This is a genomic window from Halomonas ramblicola (genome assembly GCF_030409215.1).
In the GTDB taxonomy this organism is placed as follows: Bacteria; Pseudomonadota; Gammaproteobacteria; order Pseudomonadales; family Halomonadaceae; genus Halomonas; species Halomonas ramblicola.
The window spans coordinates 278,368-301,768 of the sequence record NZ_JAUFPL010000018.1 but is presented as its reverse complement, the minus strand read 5'-3'; the positions used below and the strand labels follow the sequence as shown (position 1 = coordinate 301,768).

Below are 23,401 nucleotides of genomic sequence, written 5' to 3'. Positions count from 1 at the left end.
TTTTTTCACCCATACGTATAGTTATTCGATATGCAGAAATAAATACAAGACCGGAGAACGCCGATGGCCGATCATCTCCTCGTCGCGACGGACGGCCCCCTGCTGCGGGTGACCATCAACCGCCCGGATAAACGCAACGCCCTGTCCCGCGCGGTGCTCGATGACATCGCCGACGTCTTCACGCAACACGCCGAGACGCTCGGGCTCAGGGCCGCGGTGCTGACCGGGGCCGGCGACAAGAGCTTTGCCGCCGGCGGCGATCTGCGCGACCTCTCGGCGGTGCGTTCCGACACCGAGGCCGAGGCCATGAGCCGCGATGCCCGGCGGGCCCTCGAGGCGATCTCGCGCTTTCCCGTTCCGGTCATCGCCGCCCTGAACGGCGACGCCCTGGGCGGCGGCGCGGAGCTCGCCGTGGCCTGCGACTTCATCGTCGCCGGCCCCACCAGCCGCATCGGCTTCATCCAGGGCAGGCTCAACATCTCCACCGCCTGGGGCGGCGGCAGCCGGCTTATGCATCGCGTGGGCGCGACCCAGGCCCTGCGCCTGCTGTCGCGGGCCGAACTGCTCAACGCCGACGACGCGCTGGGTATCGGCCTCATCGACCAGGCCACCACTCCGGGACAATCACTCGACGACAGCGTGCAGGCGTTCTGCCGGCCCATCCTCGCCCAGGTCCCGCAAGTGCTCCGGGCCTTCAAGGCGCTGGCCAGCGCCCATCGCGATGGCCAGCCGCCGTCCGCGCTGGCGGCCATCGAGACTCGCCATTTCGTTGAGACCTGGACCCATGACGACCACTGGGAAGCCGCCGACAAGGTGCTGAATAGCAGGAGAACCCGATGAGCGATTCCGCCCCCCAGAACCGCACCCCCCCGATTCCCGAACCGCGCACCGCGTCCGGCATCGAGATTCCCGAACGGGTGACACCGGACATGCTGCAGCACCCCGATCCGGGCCAGCCCGGCAAGCCCCCCTACACCCGGGGGATCTTTCCCAACGGCTATCGGGGGCGGCTGTGGACCTTCCGCCAGTACTCGGGATTCGGCACGGCGGAGAACACCAACGAGCGCTACCGCTTCCTGCTCGAGAGCGGCCAGACCGGCCTCTCGGTGGCCCTGGATCTGCCCACCCAGTGCGGCTACGACCCCACCGACCCCATGGCGCGCTCCGAGGTCGGCAAGGTCGGCGTGTCGCTGTCCAACCTGGCGGAGGCGGAAATCCTCTTCGACGGCATCGACCTGGGCGGCATCTCCACCTCTTTCACCATCAACGGCACCGCCGCGATCATCTATGCCATGTACTGTGCGGTGGCCGACAAGCAGGGAGTGCCCCGCGAGAAACTCACCGGCACCATCCAGAACGACATCCTCAAGGAGTATGTGGCCCGCGGCACCTGGATCTTCCCGGTGCGGCCCTCGATGCGCCTGATCTCCGACACCATCCTGTTCTCCAACCGCGAGACGCCGCGCTTCAACCCGATCAGCATCGCCGGCGCCCACGTGCGTGATGCCGGGGCCACGGCGGTCGAGGAACTCGGCTACACCCTGGCCAACGGCCTGGCCTACGTCGACGAGCTGATCCGTCGCGGCGGCGACGCCACCAAGTTCGCCAACCGGCTGAGCTTCTTCTTCTACGTGCACATGGACTTCTTCGAGGAGATCTGCAAGTTCCGCGCCGCGCGGCGGCTGTGGGCCAGCCTTCTCGAGGAACGCTTCGCCATCACCGACCCTAAGGCGCAGCGGCTGCGTTTCGGCGTGGTCTGCGGCGGCTCGTCGCTGACCGCCGCCCAGCCCTACAACAACATCGTGCGCGTCGGCCTGGAAGCCATGGCGGCGACGCTGGGCGGCGCGCAATCGGTGTTCACCTGCGCCTACGACGAGGCCTTCCAGATCCCCACCGAATTCAGCGCCGAAATCGCACTGCGCACCCAGCAGATCCTCGCCTACGAGAGCGGCATCTCGAAGACGGTCGACCCCTTGGGCGGCAGCTATTACGTGGAGTGGCTGACCGATCGGATGGAGGAGGAAACGCGCCGGGTCATCGAGGAGATCGACGACTACGGCGGTGTGGTGAAGGCAATCGAGGACGGCTACCTGCAGGCGCGCATCGCCGAACGCGCCCACCAACGCAAGCAGAAGGTGGACCGGGGGGACACGGTGATCGTCGGCCAGAACTATTTCCGCCGCGACGACCAGACCGACGATTTCGGGGAAGTGTTCAAGGTCGACCCGCAGGCCGCACAGCGCGTGCAGGAGAAGTACCAGCGCCTCCTCGCCGAGCGCGACCCGGCCCGGGTCGAGCGGACCCTGCAGGCGCTGGAAAAGGCCGCGGGCCAGGACGACGAGAACCTGTTGCCGTACCTGATCGACTGCTGCCACGCCTACGCTACCGTGGGCGAGATGGTCGCCACGCTCAAGTCGCAATGGGGCGAGTTCCAGGAACCCATTCGTCTCTGAGCGGCGCCCGACAGGCCGGTCGGCCCCGCCCATCGTCACCGGAGAAACCCCATGAGTTTGAAAGGCAAGAGAATCCTGATCGCCAAACCCGGCCTCGACGGCCACGACGTGGGCGCCAAGGTGATCGCCCTGGCCCTGCGCGACGCGGGCGCGGAGGTGATCTACACCGGGCTGCGCAAGAGCGCCGAGTACATAGCCAAGGTCGCGGTGGACGAGGACGTGGATGTGGTGGGACTGAGCATGCTGTCGGGTAGCCACCTGGAGCTGGTCAACGAGACCATGCGCTGCCTGAAGGAATACGATGCCGGCGACATCAAGATCTTCGTGGGCGGCACTATTCCCGAGAAGGACCGCGAGGCACTGCTGAACGCGGGGGTATGCGGGGTCTACACCTCGGAAATGCCCCTGGAAGACGTCCTTCGCCACATCGAGAGGCAACTGCAATGAACGATGCCACCCACTCCCAAGGCCCGCTCGCCGGTATCCGCATCCTCGAGGTAAGCCATATGCTGGCCGGGCCCTACTGCGGCATGCTGCTGGCCGACCTGGGGGCGGAAGTGATCAAGATCGAAGCGCCCGGCCAGGGCGACATCGGGCGCCAGATCGGACCGCATTACATCGGCCCCCACAACGCCTACTTCGCCAGCCTCAACCGCAACAAGCACAGCCTCTGCCTGGACCTCACCAGCGAGGCCGGGAAAGGGCGGCTCGCCGAGCTGGTCGCGTCGTCGCACGCCCTGCTCACTAACATCCGCCCCGCCGCGATCCGCAAGCTGGGCCTGACCTACGATGCCCTGCGCATGCACAACGACAAGCTCGTGTGCCTCGCCCTCACCGGCTACGGGCTGGACGGCCCCTTCGCCGACAAGCCCGCCTACGACTACGTCATCCAGGCGCTGGCGGGGGTCATGGCGATGACCGGCGACCCCGATGGCCCGCCGGTGAAGACAGGCTACTCCGTGGTCGACAACTCCGCGGGCATCATGGGCGCGCTGGGCCTAACCGCCAAGCTGGTGGAGGGCCGCGGCGGCCAGGTCGACGTATCGCTCTACGACACCATGCTCTCGCAGTTGAACTACCTCGCCAGCGCCTATCTCAATGCTGGCCAGAAGGTCCAGCGCTACCCCGGCGGCGGCCACCCCTACATCGTCCCGGCGCAGATTTTTGCCACCCAAGACGGCCATCTGGCGCTGTTCATCACCCACGACGGCTTCTGGGCGGACTTCTGCCGCGAAGTCGGGCATCCGGAATGGATCGACGACCCGCGCCGCTCGACCATGGAGGCGCGCGCCGCGAACCGCGAGCGCGTGGTCGACGACATCCAGGCGGTGCTGGCGACCGGCACCACCGACGGCTGGGTGGACCGGCTCTCGCCCCTGGGCGTGGTGGTGGCGGGCGTGCAGAGCCTGGAGACGGCCCTCGAGTCGGCGTTGACCCAATCGCGTCAGATGGTGGTCTCGGTGCCCACCTCCCACGGCGAGATCCGCATGGTCGGCAACCCGATCAAGCTGCCGGACCAGCCGCCCCACTACGGCCCTCCACCGCTGCTCGACGAGGACAGCGAACCGTTGCAGGGCCGGCGCTGGGACATCCGCCCCCACCACGACGTCAATGGAGGCTGACGCATGACCCGGCTCGACCCCCGCTCACGCCGCGCCCTGGGCCGCACCCTTACCAAGCTCGCCTCGGCTTCCGTGGCCGAGAGTCTCGACCACGCGGCATGCCAGCCTTCTTCCGCCAGCGACACCACCCGCATCGGTTTCACCGGCGCTCCCGGCGCGGGCAAGAGCACTCTGGTCAGCCGCCTCGCCAAGCGACGCCTGACCGCCTGCCGTGACCAAGGCGGCATCGCCATCCTGGGAATCGACCCAACCAGCCCGCTCTCCGGCGGCGCGATCCTCGGCGACCGCATCCGCATGGACAATATCGTCAACGAGCCGGAGCTCTACATCCGCTCCCTCTCCAGCCGCTCCGCCAATGACGGCCTGGCCGACAACGTTGCAGACCTGCTGGATGCCCTGGACGGCCACGGCTTTTGCGAGGTGCTGCTGGAAACCGTCGGGGTCGGCCAGGCGGAACACGCCGTGCGCCACGCGGTGGACAGCCTGGTCATGGTACTGCAGCCCAATGCCGGCGACGCCGTGCAGGCGATGAAGGCCGGGATCCTCGAGCTCGCGGATATTTACGTCATCAACAAGGCCGACCTGCCTGGCGCCAGGAAGACCGCCTCGGAAGTGCGCGGCATCGTGCAACGCCACCGCGACGCCCGCACCTGGCTGCCACCGGTCATCGAGGTGACGCAGGACGGCGAGGCAGGCCTGGCCGAGCTGGATGCCGCCATCAGCCAGCACCTCGCCTGGCTGAGCGAACGGCGCGACCCGACGGAGACACGTCGCCTGCGGCGGCGCTATCATGTCCAGTCGCTGATCGTGCGCCGGGTGGCGGAACTGCTCGAGGAACAGCCCCGGTTCCTCGACGAGCCGACCCTGCGCGACACCTACCGCAAGGCCCTCCAGACCCTGGCCGGGGACGAGGCCGCCACGGACCCGGAGGCAAGGCAAGACACATGGTAAAGCTCAACAAGATCTACACCCGCACCGGCGACAAGGGCGACACCGGGCTCGGCGACGGCAGCCGGGTACCGAAACACGACCTGCGCGTGGAAGCCTACGGCACAGTGGACGAGACCAACGCCGCCCTCGGCCTGGCCCAGCTGCATGCCGAAGGCGAGCTGCACCAGGTGCTGGCGCGGGTCCAGAACGACCTGTTCGATGTCGGCGCCGACCTCTGCACCCCGGAGCAGGACGTCCCCAAGCACCCGCCGCTGCGCGTGGCGGCCTCGCAGGTCGACTATCTGGAGGAGCGCATCGATGCGTTCAACGAGCACCTCGCCAGCCTGCGCTCGTTCATCCTCCCCGGCGGCACGCCGCTGGCCGCCCACCTGCACCTGGCCCGCACCATCGCCCGGCGCGCCGAACGGCTGATCGCCCGGCTCATGGAGACCCAGCCCGTGAACCCCGAGGTGCTGCGCTACATGAACCGGCTCTCGGACCTGCTGTTCGTCGCGGCCCGCACAGCCAACGCCAACGGCGCGGACGACGTGCTCTGGGTGCCCGGCGCCAACCGATGAGCGATGCCACCCTGGCCCAAAGGATCGCCTCGCCCTGCACGGGCGTCTGCCGCCTGGCCACGGGCGGCCACTACTGCCTCGGCTGCCACCGCACGCGGGACGAAATCGCCGCCTGGTCATCGCTCAGCGATGCCAAACGCCACGCCATCATGAACGAACTGCCGACAGCCAAGCGTGATGACTGCACCGGCGCCAATCGCGCAGCGGAGCTGCCCTCATGCTCCATGCCTCACCAGCAGTCTGCAGTCCAGTCTAGCCCTCCTCGTCGTCGGCCAGGTCGCGGCCGAAGCTGCGCCACTGGGCCAGGGTCATCACTTCGGTGGTCTCGGTCTCGAGGTCGTGGGCGATGATCAGTTCGCTGCGCTCGAGCTGGCGCCTGAGCTCGGCCACCCAGCCGCGCATGCCCTCGCCGGTGTCGGTGGTGTCGTAGCCCTGGCGAGTGACGAAGGCCTCGAGCAGGGCCTCCAGGGTCTCGGCGGGCAGCATGCGGTAGGGTACCTCGACGAAGCGTCCGCTCATGAGTCCTCCTCCGGGTCCGTCTCGCCGCTCTCCCAGCGCTCCAGGCGCTCGAGGAAGGCGGCCTCGTCGAGCACCGGCACGCCCAGCTGCATGGCCTTCTCGAGCTTGCTGCCGGCGGCCTCGCCGGTCACCAGGCCGGCGGTCTTCTTCGACACGCTGCCGGCCACCTTGGCCCCCAGGGCCTGGAGCCGCGCCTTGCCCTGGTCGCGGGTCATGCTCTCCAGGGTGCCGGTGAGTACCCAGGTCTGGCCGGCCAGGGGCTGGGGCCGCTCGCCCACCGCCTCCTCCTGCCAGGTCACCCCCAGGGCGCGTAGGTCGGCGATGGTCTCGCGGTTGTGGGGCTGGCGAAAGAAGGTGTGCACATGGGCGGCGACCACCGGGCCCACGTCCTCCACCGCCTCGAGGGCCTCCCGGTCGGCTTCCATCAGCGCCTCCAGGGTGCCGAAGTGGCGGGCCAGGTTGGCCGCCGTGGCCTCGCCCACCTCGCGGATGCCCAGGGCATAGATGAAGCGCGCCAGCGTCGTCTGCTTGGCCTTCTCCAGCGCCGCCACCAGGTTCTCCGAGGACTTCTTCGCCATGCGCGGCAGCTCGGTGAGGCGCTCGGCCTCGAGGCGGAAGAGGTCCGCCGGGGTGGTGACCCAATCGTGCTCGACGAGCTGATCGATCAGCTTCACGCCCAGGCCCTCGATGTCGAGTGCCCGGCGCGAGGCGAAGTGCTTGAGGGCCTCCTTGCGCTGGGCGGCGCAGTAGAGCCCGCCGGAGCAGCGTGCCACCGCCTCGTCCTCGAGGCGCTCGATCTGGGAATCGCACACCGGGCAGCGGCTGGGGAAGACGATGTCGCGGGCATCCGCGGGTCGCTCCTCCTCCAGCACCCGCACCACCTGGGGGATGACGTCGCCGGCGCGGCGGATGGCCACGGTATCGCCGATCATCACCCCGAGCCGGGCGATCTCGTCGGCGTTGTGCAGGGTGGCGTTGGAGACGGTGACCCCGGCCACCGTGACCGGCTCCAGGCGCGCCACCGGGGTGATGGCGCCGGTGCGCCCCACCTGGAACTCCACGTCGTTGAGCCGCGTGGTCTGCTCCTGGGCGGGGAACTTGAAGGCGATGGCCCAGCGTGGTGCCCGGGCCACGAAGCCCAGCTCGCGCTGCAACCGCAGGTCGTCGACCTTGATCACCACGCCGTCGATGTCGTAGCCGAGGGAGTCGCGCGTCTCACCGAGCCGGCGGCAGTAGTCGATCACCCCGCTGGCGCCCGTCACCACCGCGAGTTCACTGCTGATGCGAAAGCCGAAGTCGCCGAGGTGGGCCATCAAGGCGCTGTGGGTGGCATCGCCCGGATCGGGCTCGATGCGGGCCACCTGGTAGGCGCTGAACTCCAGCGGCCGGGTGGCGGTGATCCGCGGGTCGAGCTGGCGCAGGCTGCCGGCGGCGGCATTGCGGGGATTGGCGAAGACCTTGGTGTCCTCGGCCCGCGCCCGCTCGTTCATCGCCTCGAAGCCCTCATGGCTCATGATCACCTCGCCACGCACCTCGAGCAGCCCGGGATGCTCCTTGCCGCGCAGCTTCAGCGGGATGGAGCGCAGGGTGCGCAGGTTGGAGGTGATGCCCTCGCCGGTACGGCCATCGCCGCGGGTGGCGCCGCTGACCAGCCTGCCGTTGTCGTAGACCAGCGACACCGCGGCGCCGTCGAGCTTGGGCTCGCAGCAGAAGGCGATCGCGTCGGGCGACATCTCCAGGCGCTCGGCCACGCGCCTGACGAAGGCCTCGAGCTCGGCCTCGTCGAAGGCGTTGTCCAGCGACAGCATGGGCACCGCATGCTCGACCTCGGGGAAGCCGGCGGCCGGCGCGGCCCCGACCCGCTGGGTCGGCGAATCGGGGGTCTGCAGGTCGGGATGCGTGGCCTCGAGCTCCTGCAGGCGGCGCAGCTTGCGGTCGTAGTCGGCATCGGTGAGCCGCGGCTCGTCGAGGACGTAGTAGCGGTAGTTGGCGTCGTCGAGTTCGGTGCGCAGGCGGGCCGCCTCGTCGCGGGTCTTCGGGTCGGGCTGGGTCATGGCATCCCTGGTCTGGTATCAAGAAGGCTGGCAACACCGCCAGGCGCCTGACGGCGCCAGTCGCGATGCGGAGCATCCCTCCTAGGACATGCGCGATGAGCTCTTCACTCCATCAGGCAATGCACCTGTATTTACATACCCCTAACAGAACAACCCCATGGATTCATGGGGTTGTTCCGCTTCCAGCTTAGAGCTTATTGGCTTATCGCTAATTCACCTGATAGCGGTGCAGGCGGTTGCGTCGCACGAACTCCTGCACCCGCTGGCGGGCGAATTCCACGGTCTGGGCGGTCATCACGCTGTGGTTCTCGTCCTTCAGCTCGCCGCCCAGGTGGCGGACGACGACCATGGCGGTCTCGACCATCGCCTCGAAGGCCGCGGAGCAGTCCTCGGCCCCGGGCAGCGGCATCAGCAGGGTGATGCCGGGGGTCTGGAAGTCGTCCATGGCGGCGATGGGGAAGATCCCCGGCTTGACCACGTTGACCATGGAGAACTGCAGGCGGCTCTCGGGATCCTCGGTCTCGAAGCGGTGGAAGACGCCCATGTCGCGGTCGTAGCGCAGGCCACAGGCCAGCATCAGGTCGAGCAGCGCGGTGCCGGAGAAGCCCGCCTCGTCGCGCGACATGACGCTGATGACGATGATCTCCTCGGCCTGGCTGAGGGTCAGGCGGGCATGTTCGGCGCTGACGTCGTGGCGCAGGGCCTTCTCCAGTACCGGATGGGCTCGCACCTTGTCGCTCTGCAGCGAGGCTTCCAGGGACGCGGCTTCGCTCTCGGACATCTCGGCCAGCGGTTCGGGACGCTCGGCGGGCTCCTCGTCCGGCTGGCGCGCCTGGGGCGGCGCGAACAGCGGGTCGTCATCGTCGGCGGCGGCGATGGCCTCCGCCTCGAGCCGCCGGCGCTCGGCCTCGCGGGCCGCCTTCTCGGCCTCGGCCTGCTCACGCGCCAGGCGCTGCTGCTCCGCCTCGCGGGCGGCGCGTTCGGCCTTTTCCCGGTCGCGACGCGCCTTCTCCAGGCGCTTGTGTTCGCGGCGCTCGCCCAGGGTCTTCTGCAGGGAGGCGCCGAACCGCTGCACCGAGGCGCCGACGCGCTTCGAGCCGCTCTTCAGGGAGTCGCCGACGCCGTCGAGGTCCACCAGCCGGTAGCGCTCGACCTCGTCGCCGTCGTCGTGGTCCTCGGGGTCGGCCGCCAGGGGTTCGTGGGCGCGCGATGCATCGGACGCCGGCACCTCGTCGTCCGCCAGCGCCGAGAGACTCGGCTCGCGGCGCCCTTCCGCCACGGTCTCGGCCGCCGCCTCGCGGGTTTCGCCGGCCGCCACCTTATTATCGTCGCGCGCGTACGCCCGTGCCGGCTCGGGCTCGGGCGCCGTACGGGCCTGGGCTTCGGCCGGCTCCGGGGCAGGACGGGCGGGCTCGTCGCGGGAGGGCCGCGGCGCACCCGCCTGCGGGGAGACGGCCTCGTCACGCTCGGCCTCCTTCCAACTGGCCAACACCCGAGAGGGGCCGGGATGCTCCCGACGCTCCAGCTTGGGCTTGGATTGCACACGGCTGTAGTCCGCGGGCCTGACGACTCGCGCCCCTCCGTTGGGCAGTTCCCAGTTGATTTCGGCCGCGCGGGCCGCCTCTTCGGGGTCGGTGCCTTGGGCGTCGTCCGCCACCTCGTCGAGGCGAGGAATCCGCCGCTGGCGCTGCAGGCGACGTACTCCATCCACCACGATGAGGGTCACCAGCGCCAACCCCAGGATGATCAGCCACTCTCTAAGTTCCATGGATCGTCAGCCTTTCGCTAAGGCGCCATGCCTGATGGTTGTCCGTCAACAGCATAGCGCGATTGCCGAAAAAAGGGCCACTTTTTTTGTTTGTCAACCTCGAAGGATTTCGTCCCTCGAGTCGACGCCGCCCTTCGCAATCGCCCTTCGATGATCCCCTTGCATCCATGCATTGCAACATCAGTTTCCTCCTTGTTACCCCTTTTCCGGACAACCTTCAAGCCCGTCAGGCCTCGGCGAGGGCCGCCGCCTCCTCGACGTCGACCGATACCAACCGCGATACGCCCGGCTCTTGCATGGTCACCCCCATCAGTCGCTCGCCGGCTTCCATGGCGATCTTGTTGTGGGTGATATAGATGAACTGAACGCTCTCCGACATCTCCTTCACCAGCTTGGCGTAGCGTCCCACGTTGGCATCATCGAGGGGGGCATCCACCTCGTCGAGCATGCAGAAGGGCGCCGGGTTGAGCTGGAAGATGGCGAAGACCAGCGACAGGGCGGTCAAGGCCTTTTCGCCACCGGAGAGCAGGTGAATGGTACTGTTCTTCTTGCCGGGAGGCCTCGCCATGATCGCCACCCCGGTCTCCAGCAAATCCTCGCCGGTCAGGGTCAACCACGCGGTCCCGCCGCCGAAAACCCGCGGGAAAAGCGACTGCAGGCCAACATTGACTCTCTCGAAGGTGTCGCGGAAGCGGGTCCGGGTTTCCTGGTCGATTCGCCGAATCGCCCGGTCCAGGGTCTCCAGGGCCTCGCTGAGTTCGGCGTGCTGGGCCTCCAGGTAGTCGCGCCGCTCGGCCTGCTGGTCGTACTCCTCGATGGCCGCCAGGTTGATGGCACCGAGGCGACGGATGCGTTCGCCGAGCTCCTCCAGGCGGGTCTGCCAGGCGGACTCGGTGGCGTTGGGATCGAGCGCCTCGGCCAGCTCGCGCTCGTCGTGGCCCAGCTCACGCAGCTGCTCGTCCTGGCTCTCGGCCTTGAGGGAGAGGGCCTGGACCTGCATCCGCGACTCCTGCAGCCGCTCGCGGATGCCCTCCAGGCTGCGCTCGTGCCCCTGGCGGGCCTGCTCGTCCTCGCGCAGGCGTTCCACCAGCTCGGCGGCGCGGGCCCGCACGGCGTTGAGGCTGCGTTCCTCGCGCTCGCGGCGGTCGAGCAGCTCGTCGAGGCGTTCGCGACGCTCCTCCTCGGGCTCGCGCAGCTGTTCGCGCTCCTCCTCCAGTTCCTCGAGGCGTCCCTCCAGGCGTTCGCGGGCCTCGCCGGCGCGACCCTGCTGCTCGGCCAGGCCGGCGCGCTCGGCGGCCAGGCGCTCCTGCTCCAGGGCGAGGCGTTGCAGTTGCTCGGCCAGCGGCCGCTGCTGCCCGCGCAGGCCGGTGAGGCGTTCGCGGGCCTCCTGGCGCTCCCGCTCCAGACGCTCGCGGCGCTCGGCGCCCTCCTCCAGGCGGGCCATCGCCGCCTGCCAGCGCTCGCGTTCCTCCTCGATGGCCAGCCGCGTTTCCTCGCCGGACTCGGCCAGCCCCTCCAGCTCCTCGGCGAGCTCGGCGGCGCGCCCCTCCAGGTGTTCGAGGCGACTGGCCAGGCCACTGTCCTGCACCGCCAGTTGCTGGTGGCGCTGGTCCAGGTCGCGCTCCGCCAGGCGGCACGCCTCCAGGTCGGCCTCGGCGCGCTCGGTCCGCTCGGCGGCCTCGGCCAGGCGCTCCTCCTGCTCGGCCAGGCGCGCCTCCACCTCCTCCAGGGTCTCGCTCACCTCGGCCTGGCGCCGGCGGCTGACCAGCAGGGCGTCGGGCCCGTCGCCCTGGCCGCGGTAGCGCACCCAGCCCGGCCCGAGCCACAGGCCGTCGGCGGTGATCAGGCTCTCGCCGGGGGTCAGCGTCCGGCGTTCCGCCCAGGCGGTTTCGCGAGCATCGACGCAGCGGATGGCGGCGAGCCAGCGCGCGGCGGCGCCCGCGCCCTGCACCCGGGCGGCCAGGCTGTGCGGTGACGCCTCGACTACGGCCTCCTCGACCAGGCCCAGCTCGCCGGGCGGTGACTCCAGGGCGGCATGGTGGCCGTCGAGGCCGACCAGGCGGGCGCGCAACCAGGGCGCCAGCACCCAGGACACGACGGTCTCCCAGCCGGGCGTCACCGCCAGGCGCTCGCCCAGCCGGGGGGCCTCGCTCAGGCCGTGGTCGGCGAGGTGGCGATCCAGCGCCTCGTCGTGGTCGGCGAGCCCGGCCTCGATCAGCGCCTCCAGGGAGGCCAGTTCGCCCTGCAGCTCGCTGCGCCGCTGGCGGTCCGTCTCGCGCGCGGCCTCGGCCTCGCGGGTCGCCTCCCGGGCCACATCGCGGGTCGCCTGCAGCGACTCGCGGCGCGCCTCCAGGGCCTCGCGCTCCTCCTCCAGCTCGGCCAGGCGCTCGGCCAGCTCGCCGCGCTGCTCGCCCAGCGCGGCGATGTCGGGCAGCTCCTCGTGCTGCTGGCGGCGGCGACGGGCGTCGGCCTCGAGGCGCTCGAGGCGCGACTCCAGCTCGCGCAGCCGGTCCTGGCGACGCTCGGCCTCGTGGCTCGCCTCGCGCCACTGCTCGCTGAAGGTCTCCCAGGCGGCATCGGCCTCCTCCGCCCCGGGCTCGGCCTCCTCCAGGGCGGCCTCCAGCTCCTCGAGCCGTGCGGCCAGTTCCTCGCGCTCCGGGGTCAGGGTCTCCAGGCGCTCGTCGAGCCTGACCAGGCGCTCGCCGTCGTCCTCGCCGAGGCGGTCCAGCTCGGCCAACTCGCGGCGTGCGGCCTCCAGGTCGCGGGCCAGCTGGGCGTCGCGGGCGCGGGCGTGCTCCAGGTCCTGCTCGAGGCGGGCGATGGCGGTGGTGGTCTCGAAGAACCGCGACTGCTGGGCCTCGAGCTCGGTGGCCAGACGATCATGGTCGGCGCGGGCCTCCTCCAGGCGGGTCTCGCACTGGCGCAGGCCCAGCACCTCACGCTCCACGGCGGTCTCCAGCTCGGCGACCCGGCTCTCCTCCTCGGCCTGGCTGGCACGCAGGGCGCGCGCACGCAGCAGCGCCAGCTCGCCCTTGACGCGGTGCTCCTCGTTCTTGAGTTGCTGGTAGCGACGCGCCGCCTCGGCCTGGCGCTTGAGGCGCTCGAGCTGCTTGTCGAGCTCCTCGCGGATGTCCTCCAGGCGCTCCAGGTTCTCCTGGGTGCGGCGCATGCGGTTCTCGGTCTCGCGGCGGCGCTCCTTGTACTTGGAGATGCCGGCGGCCTCCTCGAGGGTGGCGCGCAGCTCCTCGGGACGCGCCTCGATCAGCCGCGAGATCATGCCCTGACCGATGATGGCGTAGGAGCGCGGGCCCAGGCCGGTACCCAGGAAGAGGTCGGCGATGTCGCGACGCCGGCACTTCTGGCCATTGAAGAAGTAGGTGGACTGCCCCTCGCGGGTGACCTGGCGCTTGACGGCGATCTCGGCGTACTGGGCGTAGAGGCCGCCCATGCTACCGTCGCGGTTGTCGAAGTGCAGCTCGATGGAGGCCTGGCCCACCGGCTTGCGGGCGGTGGAGCCGTTGAAGATGACGTCGCTCATCGACTCGCCGCGCAGGGTCTTGGCCGAGGATTCGCCCATCACCCAGCGCACGGCGTCGATGATGTTGGACTTGCCGCAGCCGTTGGGGCCGACGATGGCGGTCATGTTGCCGTCGAAGGGCACCGTGACCGGATCGACGAAGGACTTGAAGCCTACCAGGCGTATCGACTCGAGGCGCATCCCTGCTGGACCCTCCGCTAGCTCGTGGCGATCATTCGAAGACCCGGTCGATCACCACCTCGACCGGCTCGCCGTCGACGTCCCCCACGGCCACGCCGGAGCGTTCGCCGAACAGGTCGCCGGCCTGGGGTCGCGCCTGGCCGCTGGCCGAGACACGCACCACCAGACGCGCCTCGTCGACCCGGGAGAGGCTCGCCTGGTCGGACATGGCGTGGCGGTCGTCGAGCACCACCTCGGCGGGCAGCTCGGCCACGCTCAGGCGTGCCACGGCCAGGGGCGGCAGCTCGCCGTCCATGTCGCGGGCCACCACGAAGACCGTGGCGTCGTCCTCCAGGCGGCCGGCCAGGTCGTCGTCCAGGCGCACCCGGGCGAGGATGCCCGGGCCCCGGGCCGCGTCCGACACCGCCACGTCGTCGTCGGGGGTCTCGCCGAGGCGCTGCTGGGCGATGCGGATGCCCTCGCGCAGGGCCTCGCCGGCCTCGGGGTCGTCCATGCCGGCGATGGCGCGCCGCCAGTGGTCGATGGCCTCTTCGTAGGCGCCGCGGTCGAAGGCCTCGATGCCCAGGATGCCGAGCACCGTGGGCTGGCCGGAATCCTGCGCCAGGGTCTCGTCGACCAGTTCCTGGACCCGCGGCGTCAGCTGGCGATCGGCGACGAAGAACTCGAGCTGCGCCAGCTGGCCGAGCAGCGACGGCCGGCGCCCCTCGAGCTCGATCAGCCGCTGCAGGGCGTCGATGGCCTGCTGCCCCTGGCCGCCGTCGCGGTAGAGGGGGAAGAGCATCGACCAGACGTTGGGGTTGTCGGGCTGGCGCTCGGCCTGCGCCTCCAGGCGCTCGACCAGCATCGCCATGGAGCCCTGGGGATGCTCGCGGACCTCCTGCTGCACGGCGAGCAGGGTCAGGTCGCCCTCGGCGCCCTCGCGCTGGTACCAGAACACGCTGGCCACCACCAGCGCCACCATCACCAGGGGCACCGCCAGGCGGCCCGAGGCGGAGGCCTTGAGCGGCGGGCGCCTGAGCGTCTCGGTGTCCTCAAGCAGGCTGCGCTCCAGCTCCAGGCGATCCTCCTCGAAGCGCGCCGCGTCGATCTCGCCGCGTTCCCGGGCGGCTTCCAGGGAGCCCAGGCGACGCCGGAAGATGGCCACGTTCTGCTCGGCGGTGCGGTCGTTGGCCTCGTAGTCGCGCTGGGCGTCGTGCACCCCCCGGGCGCGCTTCAGCGGCGCGGCCAGCAGCCACAGGGCCGGCAGCAGCAGGACGGCGATGGCGATCCACAGCAGGGTCATTCGGTTCTCTCGCGGTTGATCAGGTCATCCAGGCGGGCCCGCTCCTCGTCACTCAGCCGGCGCGCCGAGCGGTGGCGATGCAGGCGCACCAGCACGACCACGACGATCAGGCCCACCAGCACCAGGCCGATGGGCAGTCCCCACAGCAGCAGGGTGCGCCCCTCCAGGCGCGGGTTGTAGAGCACGTAGTCGCCGAAGCGCGCGACCATGAAGTCGAGGATCTCCTTGTCGGAGCGGCCGTCCTGGAGCTGGGCGTAGACGCGGTCGCGCATGTCCCCGGCGATCGGCGAATTGGAGTCGTCGATGGCCTGGTTCTCGCACTTGGGGCAGCGCAGGGTGGCGGTGAGGTCGCGGTAGCGCTGCTCGGTCACCGGGTCGTCGAACTCGCGCACCTCCCCCGCCGCGCCGGCCAGGGCCGGCAGCAGCAGGACGGCACACAGCAGCAGTCGGATCAGCGCCATTTCTCCACCTCCGGCAGTATGGTGTCGCGCACGTCCTCCGGCTTGATGTAGCCGGTATGGTGATAGCGGATGATGCCGTCGGCGTCGACCAGGAAGGTCTCCGGGGCGCCGTAGACGCCCAGGTCGAAGCCCAGGGTGCCCTCGGGGTCGAAGACGTTGACCTCGAAGGGGTTGCCGAACTCCGCGAGGAACTCGCGTCCCTTCTCGCGGGTGTCCTTGTAGTCGACCCCCACCAGGCGCACCCCCCGCTCGGCCAGGTCGAGCAGCTGCGGCATCTCCTGCTTGCAGGTGGGGCACCACTCGCCCCAGACGTTGACCAGGGTGACCTCGCCCTCCAGCAGGGAGGCGTCCACCACCCGCTCGGGATCCTCCAGGGTGGTCAGCTCGAAGGCCGGGAAGTCGCGGGCCATCAGCGCCGACTCGCGCTCGAAGGGATTGATGGAGAGCCCCTGGTAGAGGAAGCCCCCCAGCGTCAGGAAGCCGACCAGCGGCAGCAGCAGCAGCAGGCGACGCTTCATGCGGAGGCCTCCCGGGGCACGGCGCTGGCCACCCGCTCCGGATCGCGGGCGGTGACGGTGCGCCGGTAACGGCGGTCGACCACCGCCAGCACGCCGCCGGCCGCCATCAACAGGGCGCCCAGCCACAGCCAGCGCACGAAGGGCTTGTACTGGATGCGCATGGCCCAGCTGGCGCCGCCGTCGAGCTCCTCGCCCATGGCCACATAGAGGTCGCGGAACAGGCCCGGGCGCAGGGCGACCTGGGTCATGGGCATGCCGCGGGCGATGTAAACGCGTTTCTCGGGCTGCATGGCGAAGCTGCGCCGGCTGTCACCGCGACGCACCTCCACCACGGCGCCGTCGGCCAGGTAGTTGGGGCCGCGGCGGCTGGTCAGCTCGGTCATGGTGAAGGTGTAGCCGGCCACCTCGGCACTGTCGCCCACCCCCATGCGCACGTTGCGCTCCACCGCATAGTTGGAGACCACGGTGACGCCGACGATGGTCACCGCCATCCCCAGGTGACCGAGGGTCATCCCCCAGTAGGCCAGCGAACGCTTCTTCAGCCCGTCCAGGCGCCCGCGGGACTTGTCCCAGAGGTCGCGCGCCATGGGCAGCACGATCCACAGCGCCACCACCAGGCCCAGGCTGACCCTGAGGTTCCATTCGCCGCGGTAGAGCAGCGGGGCGGCGGCGCCGATGACCAGGGCCGCCAGGCCGGCGACCCAGCAGCGGCGCAGCAGCTCGCGGCCCCCGCTCTGCTTCCAGCGCGCCAGGGGGCCGAGCCCCATGAACAGGCAGAGCAGCACGGTGAGCGGCACGAACAGCGCATTGAAGTAGGGCGGGCCGACGCTGATCTTGCCCAGGTCCATGGCGTCGAGCAGCAGCGGATAGACGGTACCCAGCAGCACGGTGACGGTCATGATCACCAGCACGATGTTGTTGACCAGCAGCAGGGCGTCGCGCGACAGCCAGCCGAAGCCCACCTGGTGGCCGACCCGCGGGGCGCGCAGGGCGAAGATCAGCAGCGACAGCCCCACGGTGATGCCCAGCAGCATCAGGATGAAGAGCCCGCGGGAGGGGTCGTTGGCGAAGGCGTGCACCGAGGTGAGCACCCCGGAACGCACCAGGAAGGTGCCCAGCAGCGACAGCGAGAAGGTGGTAATGGCCAGCAGCACCGTCCAGCTCTTGAAGGCGCCGCGCTTCTCGGTCACCGCCAGGGAATGGATCAGCGCGGTGCCGGCCAGCCAGGGCAGCAGGGAGGCGTTCTCCACCGGGTCCCAGAACCACCAGCCGCCCCAGCCCAGCTCGTAGTAGGCCCACCAGCTGCCCAGGGCGATGCCCACGGTGAGGAAGGCCCAGGCGATGTTGGTCCAGGGGCGCGCCCAGCGGGTCCAGGCGGCGTCGAGGCGCCCGCCCAGCAGGGCGGCGATGGCGAAGGCAAAGACCACCGAGAAGCCCACGTAGCCCATGTAGAGCATCGGCGGGTGGACGATCAGGCCGAAGTCCTGGAGCAGCGGATTGAGGTCGGCGCCGTCCTGGGGAATGTTGGGCAGCAGGCGTTCGAAGGGGTTGGAGGTGATCAGCACGAAGGCCAGGAAGCCGACGCTGACCAGGCCCATCACGCCCAGCACCCGGGCCAGCATGTCGCGGGGCAGCGCCCGCGAGAAGCAGCCCACGGCGAAGGTCCAGGCCGCCAGGATCAGGCTCCACAGCAGCACCGAGCCCTCGTGGTTGCCCCACACGGCGCTGGCCTTGTAGTACCAGGGCAGCAGCGAGTTGGAGTTGTTGGCCACGTTGGCCACGCTGAAGTCGTCGAGCAGGTAGCTGGCGGTGAGGCAGGCGTAGGCGATGAGCAGGAAGAGGAACTGGCCGCTGGCCATGGGGCGCGCGTAGGCCATCCACAGCGGCCGCCGGGTGGCGGCGCCGGCCAGCGGCAGCACGCCCTGCACCAGCGCCATCAGCAGGGCGATGATCAGGGCGAAGTGGCCGAGCTCGGGAATCATCTTGGTCAGCATGGCGACTCCACTCAGTTGCCGGACTCGCCGACGGCCTCGGCGCCCAGACGCTCGCCCACCTCGGCGGCCTTGGCCTGGTAGTCGGCGGGCGAGTAGCCGGCCTCCTCGAGGGCCTGGGCCACCTCCGGCGGCATGTAGTTCTCGTCGTGGCGGGCCAGCACCTGGTCGGCCTTCAGCCAGCCGTCGGGCTGCAGTTGGCCGACCACCACCACGCCCTGCCCCTCGCGGAACAGGTCGGGCAGGATGCCGCTGTAGCGCACCTCCAGGTCGTCGACATAGTCGGTGACGGTGAAGGCCACGTCCAGGCTGTCGGGGTCGCGGGCCACCGTGCCCTCCTTGACCATGCCCCCGGCGCGGATCTGGCGCTCGATGGGCGCCTCGCCGGCGGCGATCTGCACCGGGCTGAAGAAGAGGTTGATGTTGCTGCGCAGCGCATAGAGGGTCAGGCCCACGGCGATGGCCGCCAGCGACACCAGCCCCAGGATGACGAACAGCTTCTGCTTGCGTTTAGGCGTCATGGCGATGTCCAGCCGTCGGATGTGAATTCGTCGTCTGCTGGTCGGCGAGTCGCCGCTCGCGGCGTTCGCGACGCTGCAGGTGGCGCAGCAGGCGGCGGCGCTCGGCCCGGGCGTGCAGCACGATGCCGCCCAGCAGGCCCGCGGTCACGGCCCAGGCGGCCCAGACGTAGGGGGCATGCCCGCCCATGGCGAGGAAGTCTTGGAAGGAGTCGAAGGCCATCAGCGCCCCTCCACGGCCAGGTCGCGTACCCAGCGCTTGTTGGATTCGCGACGCAGGATCTCGCTGCGCGTGCGCATCAGGGTCACGGCAATGAAGAAGCAGTAGAAGCCCAGCACCATGATCAGCAGCGGCGCCCACATCTCCAGCGGCATGGTCGGCCGCGAGGTGACGCTGAAGCTGGCCGGCTGGTGCAGGGTGTACCACCAGTCCACCGAGTACTTGATGATGGGGATGTTGATCACCCCCACCATGGCCAACACCGAGGCGGCCCGGGAGCCGCTGTCGCGGCTGGCGAAGGCGCCACGCAGGGCGATCACGCCCAGGTAGAGGAACAGCAGGATCAGCATCGAGGTGAGGCGCGCGTCCCACATCCACCAGGTACCCCAGGTAGGCACGCCCCACACCGCCCCGGAGAACAGCGCGATGAAGGTCATGGCGGCGCCCAGCGGGGCCATCATGGCCGCGGCCATGTCGGCGACCTTGATCTTCCAGACCATGAAGACCAGCCCCGCCACGGCCATGCCGACGAACACCGACTGGGCGAGGAAGGCGGCGGGCACGTGCACATAGATGATGCGGAAGCTGTTGCCCTGCTGATAGTCGGCCGGGGCGAAGGCCAGCCCCCAGACGCTGCCCACCGCGATGAGCAGCGCGGCGGCCACCCAGAACCACGGCATCAGCCGTGCGCTGATGGCGTAGAACCACCTGGGCGAGCCCAGCTTGTGAATGAAGGACCACATGTCGTCCGCAATACCTCTCGAATCTACCGTCAACCGTTGATGCTGATGCGTAGCGCGGCGGCGATGGCCCAGGGCGCCAGCATCAGCGCCAGGGCCAGCAGGGCCCCCAGGATGGCCAGGTGGGCCGAAGCCCCGTCACCCAGGATCGCCGCCTGCACCGCGCCGGCGCCGAAGATCAGCACCGGGATGTAGAGCGGCAGCACCAGCAGCGAGAGCAGTACCCCGCCGCGGGACAGCCCCACGGTCAGGGCGGCGCCGATCGCCCCGACCAGGCTCAGGCTGGCGGAGCCCAGCGCCAGCGACAACGCCAGTACCCCGTAGCTGCCGACGGGCAGCGACAGCAGGATGCCCAGTACCGGCGCCATCAGCGCCAGCGGCAGGCCGGTGAGCAGCCAGTGCACCGCCACCTTGGCCAGGACCAGCAGGGGCAGCGGCTGCGGCGTGAGCAGCAGCTGCTCCAGGGAGCCATCGTCGTAGTCGCCGCGAAACAGGCTGTCCAGAGAAAGCAGCGCCGCCAGCAGCGCCGCCACCCACAACAGCCCCGGGGCGATGGTGGCCAGCAACTCCGGATCGGGCGAGATGCCGATCGGGAACAGGGTGATCACCAGGGCGAAGAACACCAGCGGGTTGAGCACCTCGCTGCGCCGGCGCAGCAGCAGTACCAGGTCGCGCTTCAGGGTCGCCCAGAATGCGACCGCCAGGCCGCCGCCGGGTTCCCCGGTGCGGCTCGCGTCCTGCCGAGCCTGGAGCCCCCTGGCCTCATGCGGCATGCCGGCCTCCCAGGCGGATGCGGCGCAGCAGCGTCGACGCGCCGAGCTCGTGATGGGTGGTCACCAGCACGCAGCCGCCGGCCCGGGCGTGGGCGACCAGCCGTGCCTCCAGGGCCGCCACGCCGTCGCGGTCGATGGCGGTGAAGGGCTCGTCGAGCACCCACAGTGGGCGCGGCGTCAGTTCCAGTCGGGCCAGCGCCACGCGGCGCTGCTGGCCGGCCGAAAGCTGGGCAGCCGGCACGTCCTCGAAGCCCGCCAGGCCCACCGCCTCCAGGGCCGCCAGTCGCGCGTCCTCGCTGCCGCGCCGGCCGGCCAGGGCCTGGTACCAGGCCAGGTTCTCCAGGGGCGTGAGCGCCGCCTTGACCCCCGGGGCATGGCCCAGGTACAGCAGGCTCTCGAGGAAGGCCTGGCGCACCCGGCGCATGGGCCGGTCGTTCCAGAACAGCTCGCCCTGGTAGTCGGCCAGCTGTCCGGACAGGATCTTCAGCAGGGTGGTCTTGCCGCTGCCATTGGGGCCTTCGACACGCACGATCTCGCCGGCACGGATATCCAGGTCGAGATCCTCGAACAGCCACCGATCATCCCGTTCACAGGCCAGGCCTCTGGCTTGCAGACGCAGGGTCAAGACACACTCCGGCATGGACGATTTGGCCCGAGACTGTACACGGAAAGGCCCGCGCCTGCCAGATGCCCGGGCTGCGTCAGCCGGTCGCGCCCGCCCCGCAGCATGGCATTCGACGCTCGGCTCCCTTGCCAGATCGGCGCCTCCTGCTATGCTTCCTCATTACTGTACGTTTCAACAGGGTTTTGCCGAACGGCCGCCGTAGAGGAGATTCGCACATGCCTGAGGTCGCATCGCAGTTCCTGCTTCGCCGTCCCAACCTGCCGCTGGCCGAGGCCTGGTCGCCCCTGGAGGCGAACGACCTGGCCGAGGAGGCCCGGGTCGAGATCCCGCTGCTGGGCCGCGTCTCCGCCGGTCTGCCCATCGAGGCCTGCCTCGACGACGCCAGCATCCGCGTGCCGAGCCGCATGGTACGCCGCAACACCTACGCGCTGAAGGTGCGCGGCGACTCGATGATCGATTGCAACATCTTCGACGGGGATGTGATCATCATCGAGCGTCAGGAGAGCGCCGAGAACGGCGAGACGGCCGTGGTGATGATCAACGACCAGGAGGTCACCCTGAAGAAGCTCTATATAGAGAAGTCCGGCGTGCGCCTGCAGCCCGCCAACGAGACCATGCCCCCCATCTTCCTGAAGAACAGCGACATCCAGGTGCTGGGCCTGGTGATGGGCGTGGTGCGCCAGGGCGAGCTGGCCGCCTGATGCGCTACCCGGTCCCCGACCTGCCGGCCGGCGAGTGGGCCGAGAGCGAACTGGAGGTGGAGAAGAGCCGCTTTATCGCCTGGGTCTGCCATGCCCCCGACACCGCCGCCTTCGAGGCCCTGCTGGCCGCCGCCCGCGAGCGGCACCCGAGCGCCAGCCACCACTGCAGCGCCTTCATCGCCGGCCCGCCCGGCGAGCAGACCGCCATCGGCTTCTCCGACGACGGCGAGCCCGGCGGCACCGCCGGACGCCCCATGTATCAGGTGCTGGAGGGCGCCGGGCTCGGCGAGGTCGGCTGCGTGGTGACCCGCTACTTCGGCGGCACCAAGCTGGGTACCGGCGGCCTGGCCCGCGCCTACGCCCAGGCCGTCGCCCGGGCGCTGGAGGCCCTGCCGCGCCGCGAGGTGGTGGAGCGCACGCCGCTGCGGCTGGGCGTCGACTTCGCCGGCGAGGCCGAGGCCCGCGCCTGGCTGGCGGGCCACGACATCCCGGTGACGGACGCCGACTACGGCGCCGACGGCGTGGTGCTCACCGTCGGCTGGCCGCGCGACGCGGAGGTGGACCTGGCACCGCTCAGCTCCCGGCTGCGCGGCCAGCTCACCCTCATCCCAGATACTTGATCATCACCCCGGCGGCCACCGCCGAGCCGATCACCCCGGCCACGTTGGGGCCCATGGCGTGCATCAGCAGGAAGTTGTGCGGGTTGGACTCCAGCCCCACCTTGTTGGAGACCCGCGCCGCCATGGGCACCGCCGAGACCCCCGCCGAGCCGATCAGCGGGTTGATCGGCATGCGACTCACCGCGTTCATCAGCTTGGCCATCAGGATGCCGCAGGCGGTGCCGATGGCGAAGGCCACCATGCCCAGCGCCAGGATCCCCAGGGTCTCCACGGCCAGGAAGCGGTCGGCCATCAGCTTGGACCCCACCGACAGGCCCAGGAAGATGGTCACGATGTTGATCAGCGCATTCTGGGCGGTATCGGAGAGGCGTTCCACCACCCCGCACTCGCGCAGCAGGTTGCCGAAGCAGAACATCCCCAGCAGCGGCGCGGCGTCGGGCAGGAACAGCACCACCAGGACCAGCAGGCTCACCGGGAAGACGATCTTCTCCAGCTTCGACACCGGGCGCAGCTGGGTCATGGCGATCTCGCGCTCGCGCCTCGAGGTCAGCGCCTTCATGATCGGCGGCTGGATCAGCGGCACCAGGGCCATGTAGGAGTAGGAGGCCACGGCGATGGCGCCCAGCAGCTCCGGCGCCAGGATGCTCGCCACGTAGATCGAGGTGGGGCCGTCGGCGCCGCCGATGATGCCGATGGCGGCGGCCTGGTTGAGCGAGAAGTCCAGCCAGCCCAGCGCCGACAGGCCCACCGCCCCGAACAGCGTGGCGAAGATGCCGAACTGCGCCGCGGCGCCCAGGAACAGGGTCCGCGGGTTGGCCAGCAGCGGGCCGAAGTCGGTCATCGCGCCGACGCCCATGAAGATCACCAGCGGGGCGATGCCCGAGGCGATGGCCACGCTGTAGAACTGGTAGAGCATGCCGTGGGCGTAGCCGGCGTCCATGGCCGCGTCGTTGGCGGCGCGCACCAGCTCCGGCGAGGTGTCGCCGTGCAGCGTCGTTTCCAGGGCGTGGCGCCAGGCCTCGGCGCCGGCCGCCGGGTCGAGGCCCAGCTGCAGCGCCGCGGCCATCCGCTCGAGCACCTCGGGCCGCGCCAGGTGGGCGGCCTGCTCGGCCGCCGACAGCGCCAGGCCCGCCTCGGGGATGTTGGCCAGGATGCCGCCGAAGCCGATGGGCACCAGCAGCAGCGGTTCGAACTTCTTGGCGATGGCCAGGTAGAGCAGGCCCAGCCCGACCAGCACCATCACCGCCTGACCGAGGCCCAGGTTGTAGAGCCCCGAGCCGTACCAGAGTGTCAGTAGCTTCTCCATGAGG

Annotated in this window: 23 protein-coding genes; 9 read left to right on the top strand and 14 right to left on the bottom strand. The window is 70.0% G+C overall.

Going from position 1 to position 23,401, the window contains the following annotated elements; translation table 11 throughout:
- The first annotated feature begins 63 nt into the window (after positions 1-63).
- The 7 genes from QWY80_RS07990 to QWY80_RS19400 are packed head-to-tail and all read left to right on the top strand — an operon-like array spanning position 64 to position 5,933.
- Positions 64-840, top strand: coding sequence for an enoyl-CoA hydratase/isomerase family protein (locus QWY80_RS07990; RefSeq protein ID WP_290230230.1), 777 nt, complete (start codon positions 64-66; stop codon positions 838-840).
- On the top strand, positions 837-2,453 hold the full coding sequence (locus tag QWY80_RS07985) for an acyl-CoA mutase large subunit family protein (protein ID WP_290230229.1): 1,617 nt from the start codon (positions 837-839) through the stop codon (positions 2,451-2,453). Before QWY80_RS07990 ends, QWY80_RS07985 begins: the two co-directional genes overlap by 4 nt.
- Positions 2,454-2,504: 51 nt before the next feature.
- Positions 2,505-2,900 (top strand): cobalamin-dependent protein, encoded by a 396-nt coding sequence (locus QWY80_RS07980; protein ID WP_290230228.1) that lies wholly within the window; start codon positions 2,505-2,507, stop codon positions 2,898-2,900.
- Positions 2,897-4,075 carry a CaiB/BaiF CoA transferase family protein gene (locus QWY80_RS07975; RefSeq protein WP_290230226.1) on the top strand — a complete coding sequence of 393 codons (1,179 nt, stop codon included), beginning with the start codon at positions 2,897-2,899 and terminating at the stop codon, positions 4,073-4,075. The genes QWY80_RS07980 and QWY80_RS07975 overlap by 4 nt, the downstream gene beginning before the upstream one ends.
- Before the next feature lie 3 nt (positions 4,076-4,078).
- Positions 4,079-5,026 (top strand): ArgK/MeaB family GTPase, encoded by a 948-nt coding sequence (locus QWY80_RS07970; RefSeq protein WP_290230224.1) that lies wholly within the window; start codon positions 4,079-4,081, stop codon positions 5,024-5,026.
- Positions 5,020-5,583: a cob(I)yrinic acid a,c-diamide adenosyltransferase gene (locus QWY80_RS07965; RefSeq protein WP_290230223.1), complete on the top strand. Its 564-nt coding sequence runs from the start codon at positions 5,020-5,022 to the stop codon at positions 5,581-5,583. Before QWY80_RS07970 ends, QWY80_RS07965 begins: the two co-directional genes overlap by 7 nt.
- Positions 5,580-5,933 (top strand): DUF1289 domain-containing protein, encoded by a 354-nt coding sequence (locus tag QWY80_RS19400; protein ID WP_353960444.1) that lies wholly within the window; start codon positions 5,580-5,582, stop codon positions 5,931-5,933. Before QWY80_RS07965 ends, QWY80_RS19400 begins: the two co-directional genes overlap by 4 nt.
- Here QWY80_RS19400 and QWY80_RS07960 read toward each other — a convergent pair.
- The 13 genes from QWY80_RS07960 to ccmA form a co-directional block, all read right to left on the bottom strand.
- The gene (locus QWY80_RS07960) at positions 5,836-6,102 is read right to left on the bottom strand and encodes a YheU family protein (RefSeq protein ID WP_290230222.1); all 267 of its coding nucleotides are present in this window, start codon (positions 6,100-6,102) and stop codon (positions 5,836-5,838) included. The two genes, QWY80_RS19400 and QWY80_RS07960, sit on opposite strands and share 98 nt — an antisense overlap.
- A complete protein-coding gene (gene ligA, locus QWY80_RS07955) occupies positions 6,099-8,156 on the bottom strand; it encodes an NAD-dependent DNA ligase LigA (RefSeq protein WP_290230221.1) in 2,058 nt (685 codons plus the stop codon). The genes QWY80_RS07960 and ligA overlap by 4 nt, the downstream gene beginning before the upstream one ends.
- Positions 8,157-8,364: 208 nt before the next feature.
- Positions 8,365-9,924, bottom strand: a complete 1,560-nt coding sequence (gene zipA, locus QWY80_RS07950) for a cell division protein ZipA (protein ID WP_290230220.1) — start codon at positions 9,922-9,924, stop codon at positions 8,365-8,367.
- Between the two features lie 226 nt (positions 9,925-10,150).
- Positions 10,151-13,642 (bottom strand): chromosome segregation protein SMC, encoded by a 3,492-nt coding sequence (gene smc / locus QWY80_RS07945; protein ID WP_290230219.1) that lies wholly within the window; start codon positions 13,640-13,642, stop codon positions 10,151-10,153.
- Between the two features lie 31 nt (positions 13,643-13,673).
- Positions 13,674-14,924 carry a c-type cytochrome biogenesis protein CcmI gene (ccmI, locus tag QWY80_RS07940; RefSeq protein WP_290230218.1) on the bottom strand — a complete coding sequence of 417 codons (1,251 nt, stop codon included), beginning with the start codon at positions 14,922-14,924 and terminating at the stop codon, positions 13,674-13,676.
- The gene (locus QWY80_RS07935; protein WP_290230217.1) at positions 14,921-15,385 is read right to left on the bottom strand and encodes a cytochrome c-type biogenesis protein; all 465 of its coding nucleotides are present in this window, start codon (positions 15,383-15,385) and stop codon (positions 14,921-14,923) included. The genes ccmI and QWY80_RS07935 overlap by 4 nt, the downstream gene beginning before the upstream one ends.
- Positions 15,376-15,903 carry a DsbE family thiol:disulfide interchange protein gene (locus QWY80_RS07930; protein ID WP_290230216.1) on the bottom strand — a complete coding sequence of 176 codons (528 nt, stop codon included), beginning with the start codon at positions 15,901-15,903 and terminating at the stop codon, positions 15,376-15,378. Before QWY80_RS07930 ends, QWY80_RS07935 begins: the two co-directional genes overlap by 10 nt.
- Positions 15,900-17,897: a heme lyase CcmF/NrfE family subunit gene (locus QWY80_RS07925; RefSeq protein WP_290230215.1), complete on the bottom strand. Its 1,998-nt coding sequence runs from the start codon at positions 17,895-17,897 to the stop codon at positions 15,900-15,902. The genes QWY80_RS07930 and QWY80_RS07925 overlap by 4 nt, the downstream gene beginning before the upstream one ends.
- A gap of 11 nt (positions 17,898-17,908) precedes the next feature.
- Positions 17,909-18,415 carry a cytochrome c maturation protein CcmE gene (gene ccmE, locus QWY80_RS07920; protein ID WP_290230214.1) on the bottom strand — a complete coding sequence of 169 codons (507 nt, stop codon included), beginning with the start codon at positions 18,413-18,415 and terminating at the stop codon, positions 17,909-17,911.
- Positions 18,405-18,635: a heme exporter protein CcmD gene (gene ccmD, locus QWY80_RS07915; RefSeq protein WP_290230213.1), complete on the bottom strand. Its 231-nt coding sequence runs from the start codon at positions 18,633-18,635 to the stop codon at positions 18,405-18,407. Before ccmD ends, ccmE begins: the two co-directional genes overlap by 11 nt.
- Positions 18,635-19,375, bottom strand: coding sequence for a heme ABC transporter permease (locus tag QWY80_RS07910; protein WP_290230212.1), 741 nt, complete (start codon positions 19,373-19,375; stop codon positions 18,635-18,637). Before QWY80_RS07910 ends, ccmD begins: the two co-directional genes overlap by 1 nt.
- 29 nt (positions 19,376-19,404) lie before the next feature.
- Positions 19,405-20,145: a heme exporter protein CcmB gene (ccmB, locus tag QWY80_RS07905; RefSeq protein ID WP_290230210.1), complete on the bottom strand. Its 741-nt coding sequence runs from the start codon at positions 20,143-20,145 to the stop codon at positions 19,405-19,407.
- Positions 20,135-20,770: a cytochrome c biogenesis heme-transporting ATPase CcmA gene (gene ccmA / locus QWY80_RS07900; RefSeq protein ID WP_290230209.1), complete on the bottom strand. Its 636-nt coding sequence runs from the start codon at positions 20,768-20,770 to the stop codon at positions 20,135-20,137. Before ccmA ends, ccmB begins: the two co-directional genes overlap by 11 nt.
- 215 nt (positions 20,771-20,985) lie before the next feature.
- Here ccmA and lexA point away from each other — a divergent pair, with 215 nt between their 5' ends.
- Entirely contained in the window at positions 20,986-21,471 is a 486-nt protein-coding gene (gene lexA, locus QWY80_RS07895; protein WP_290230208.1) for a transcriptional repressor LexA, read from the top strand.
- The gene (locus QWY80_RS07890; RefSeq protein WP_290230207.1) at positions 21,471-22,091 is read left to right on the top strand and encodes an IMPACT family protein; all 621 of its coding nucleotides are present in this window, start codon (positions 21,471-21,473) and stop codon (positions 22,089-22,091) included. Before lexA ends, QWY80_RS07890 begins: the two co-directional genes overlap by 1 nt.
- Here the strand turns inward: QWY80_RS07890 and QWY80_RS07885 are convergent.
- Positions 22,075-23,397, bottom strand: a complete 1,323-nt coding sequence (locus tag QWY80_RS07885; RefSeq protein WP_290230206.1) for a sodium ion-translocating decarboxylase subunit beta — start codon at positions 23,395-23,397, stop codon at positions 22,075-22,077. The two genes, QWY80_RS07890 and QWY80_RS07885, sit on opposite strands and share 17 nt — an antisense overlap.
- Between the last annotated feature and the right edge of the window lie 4 nt (positions 23,398-23,401).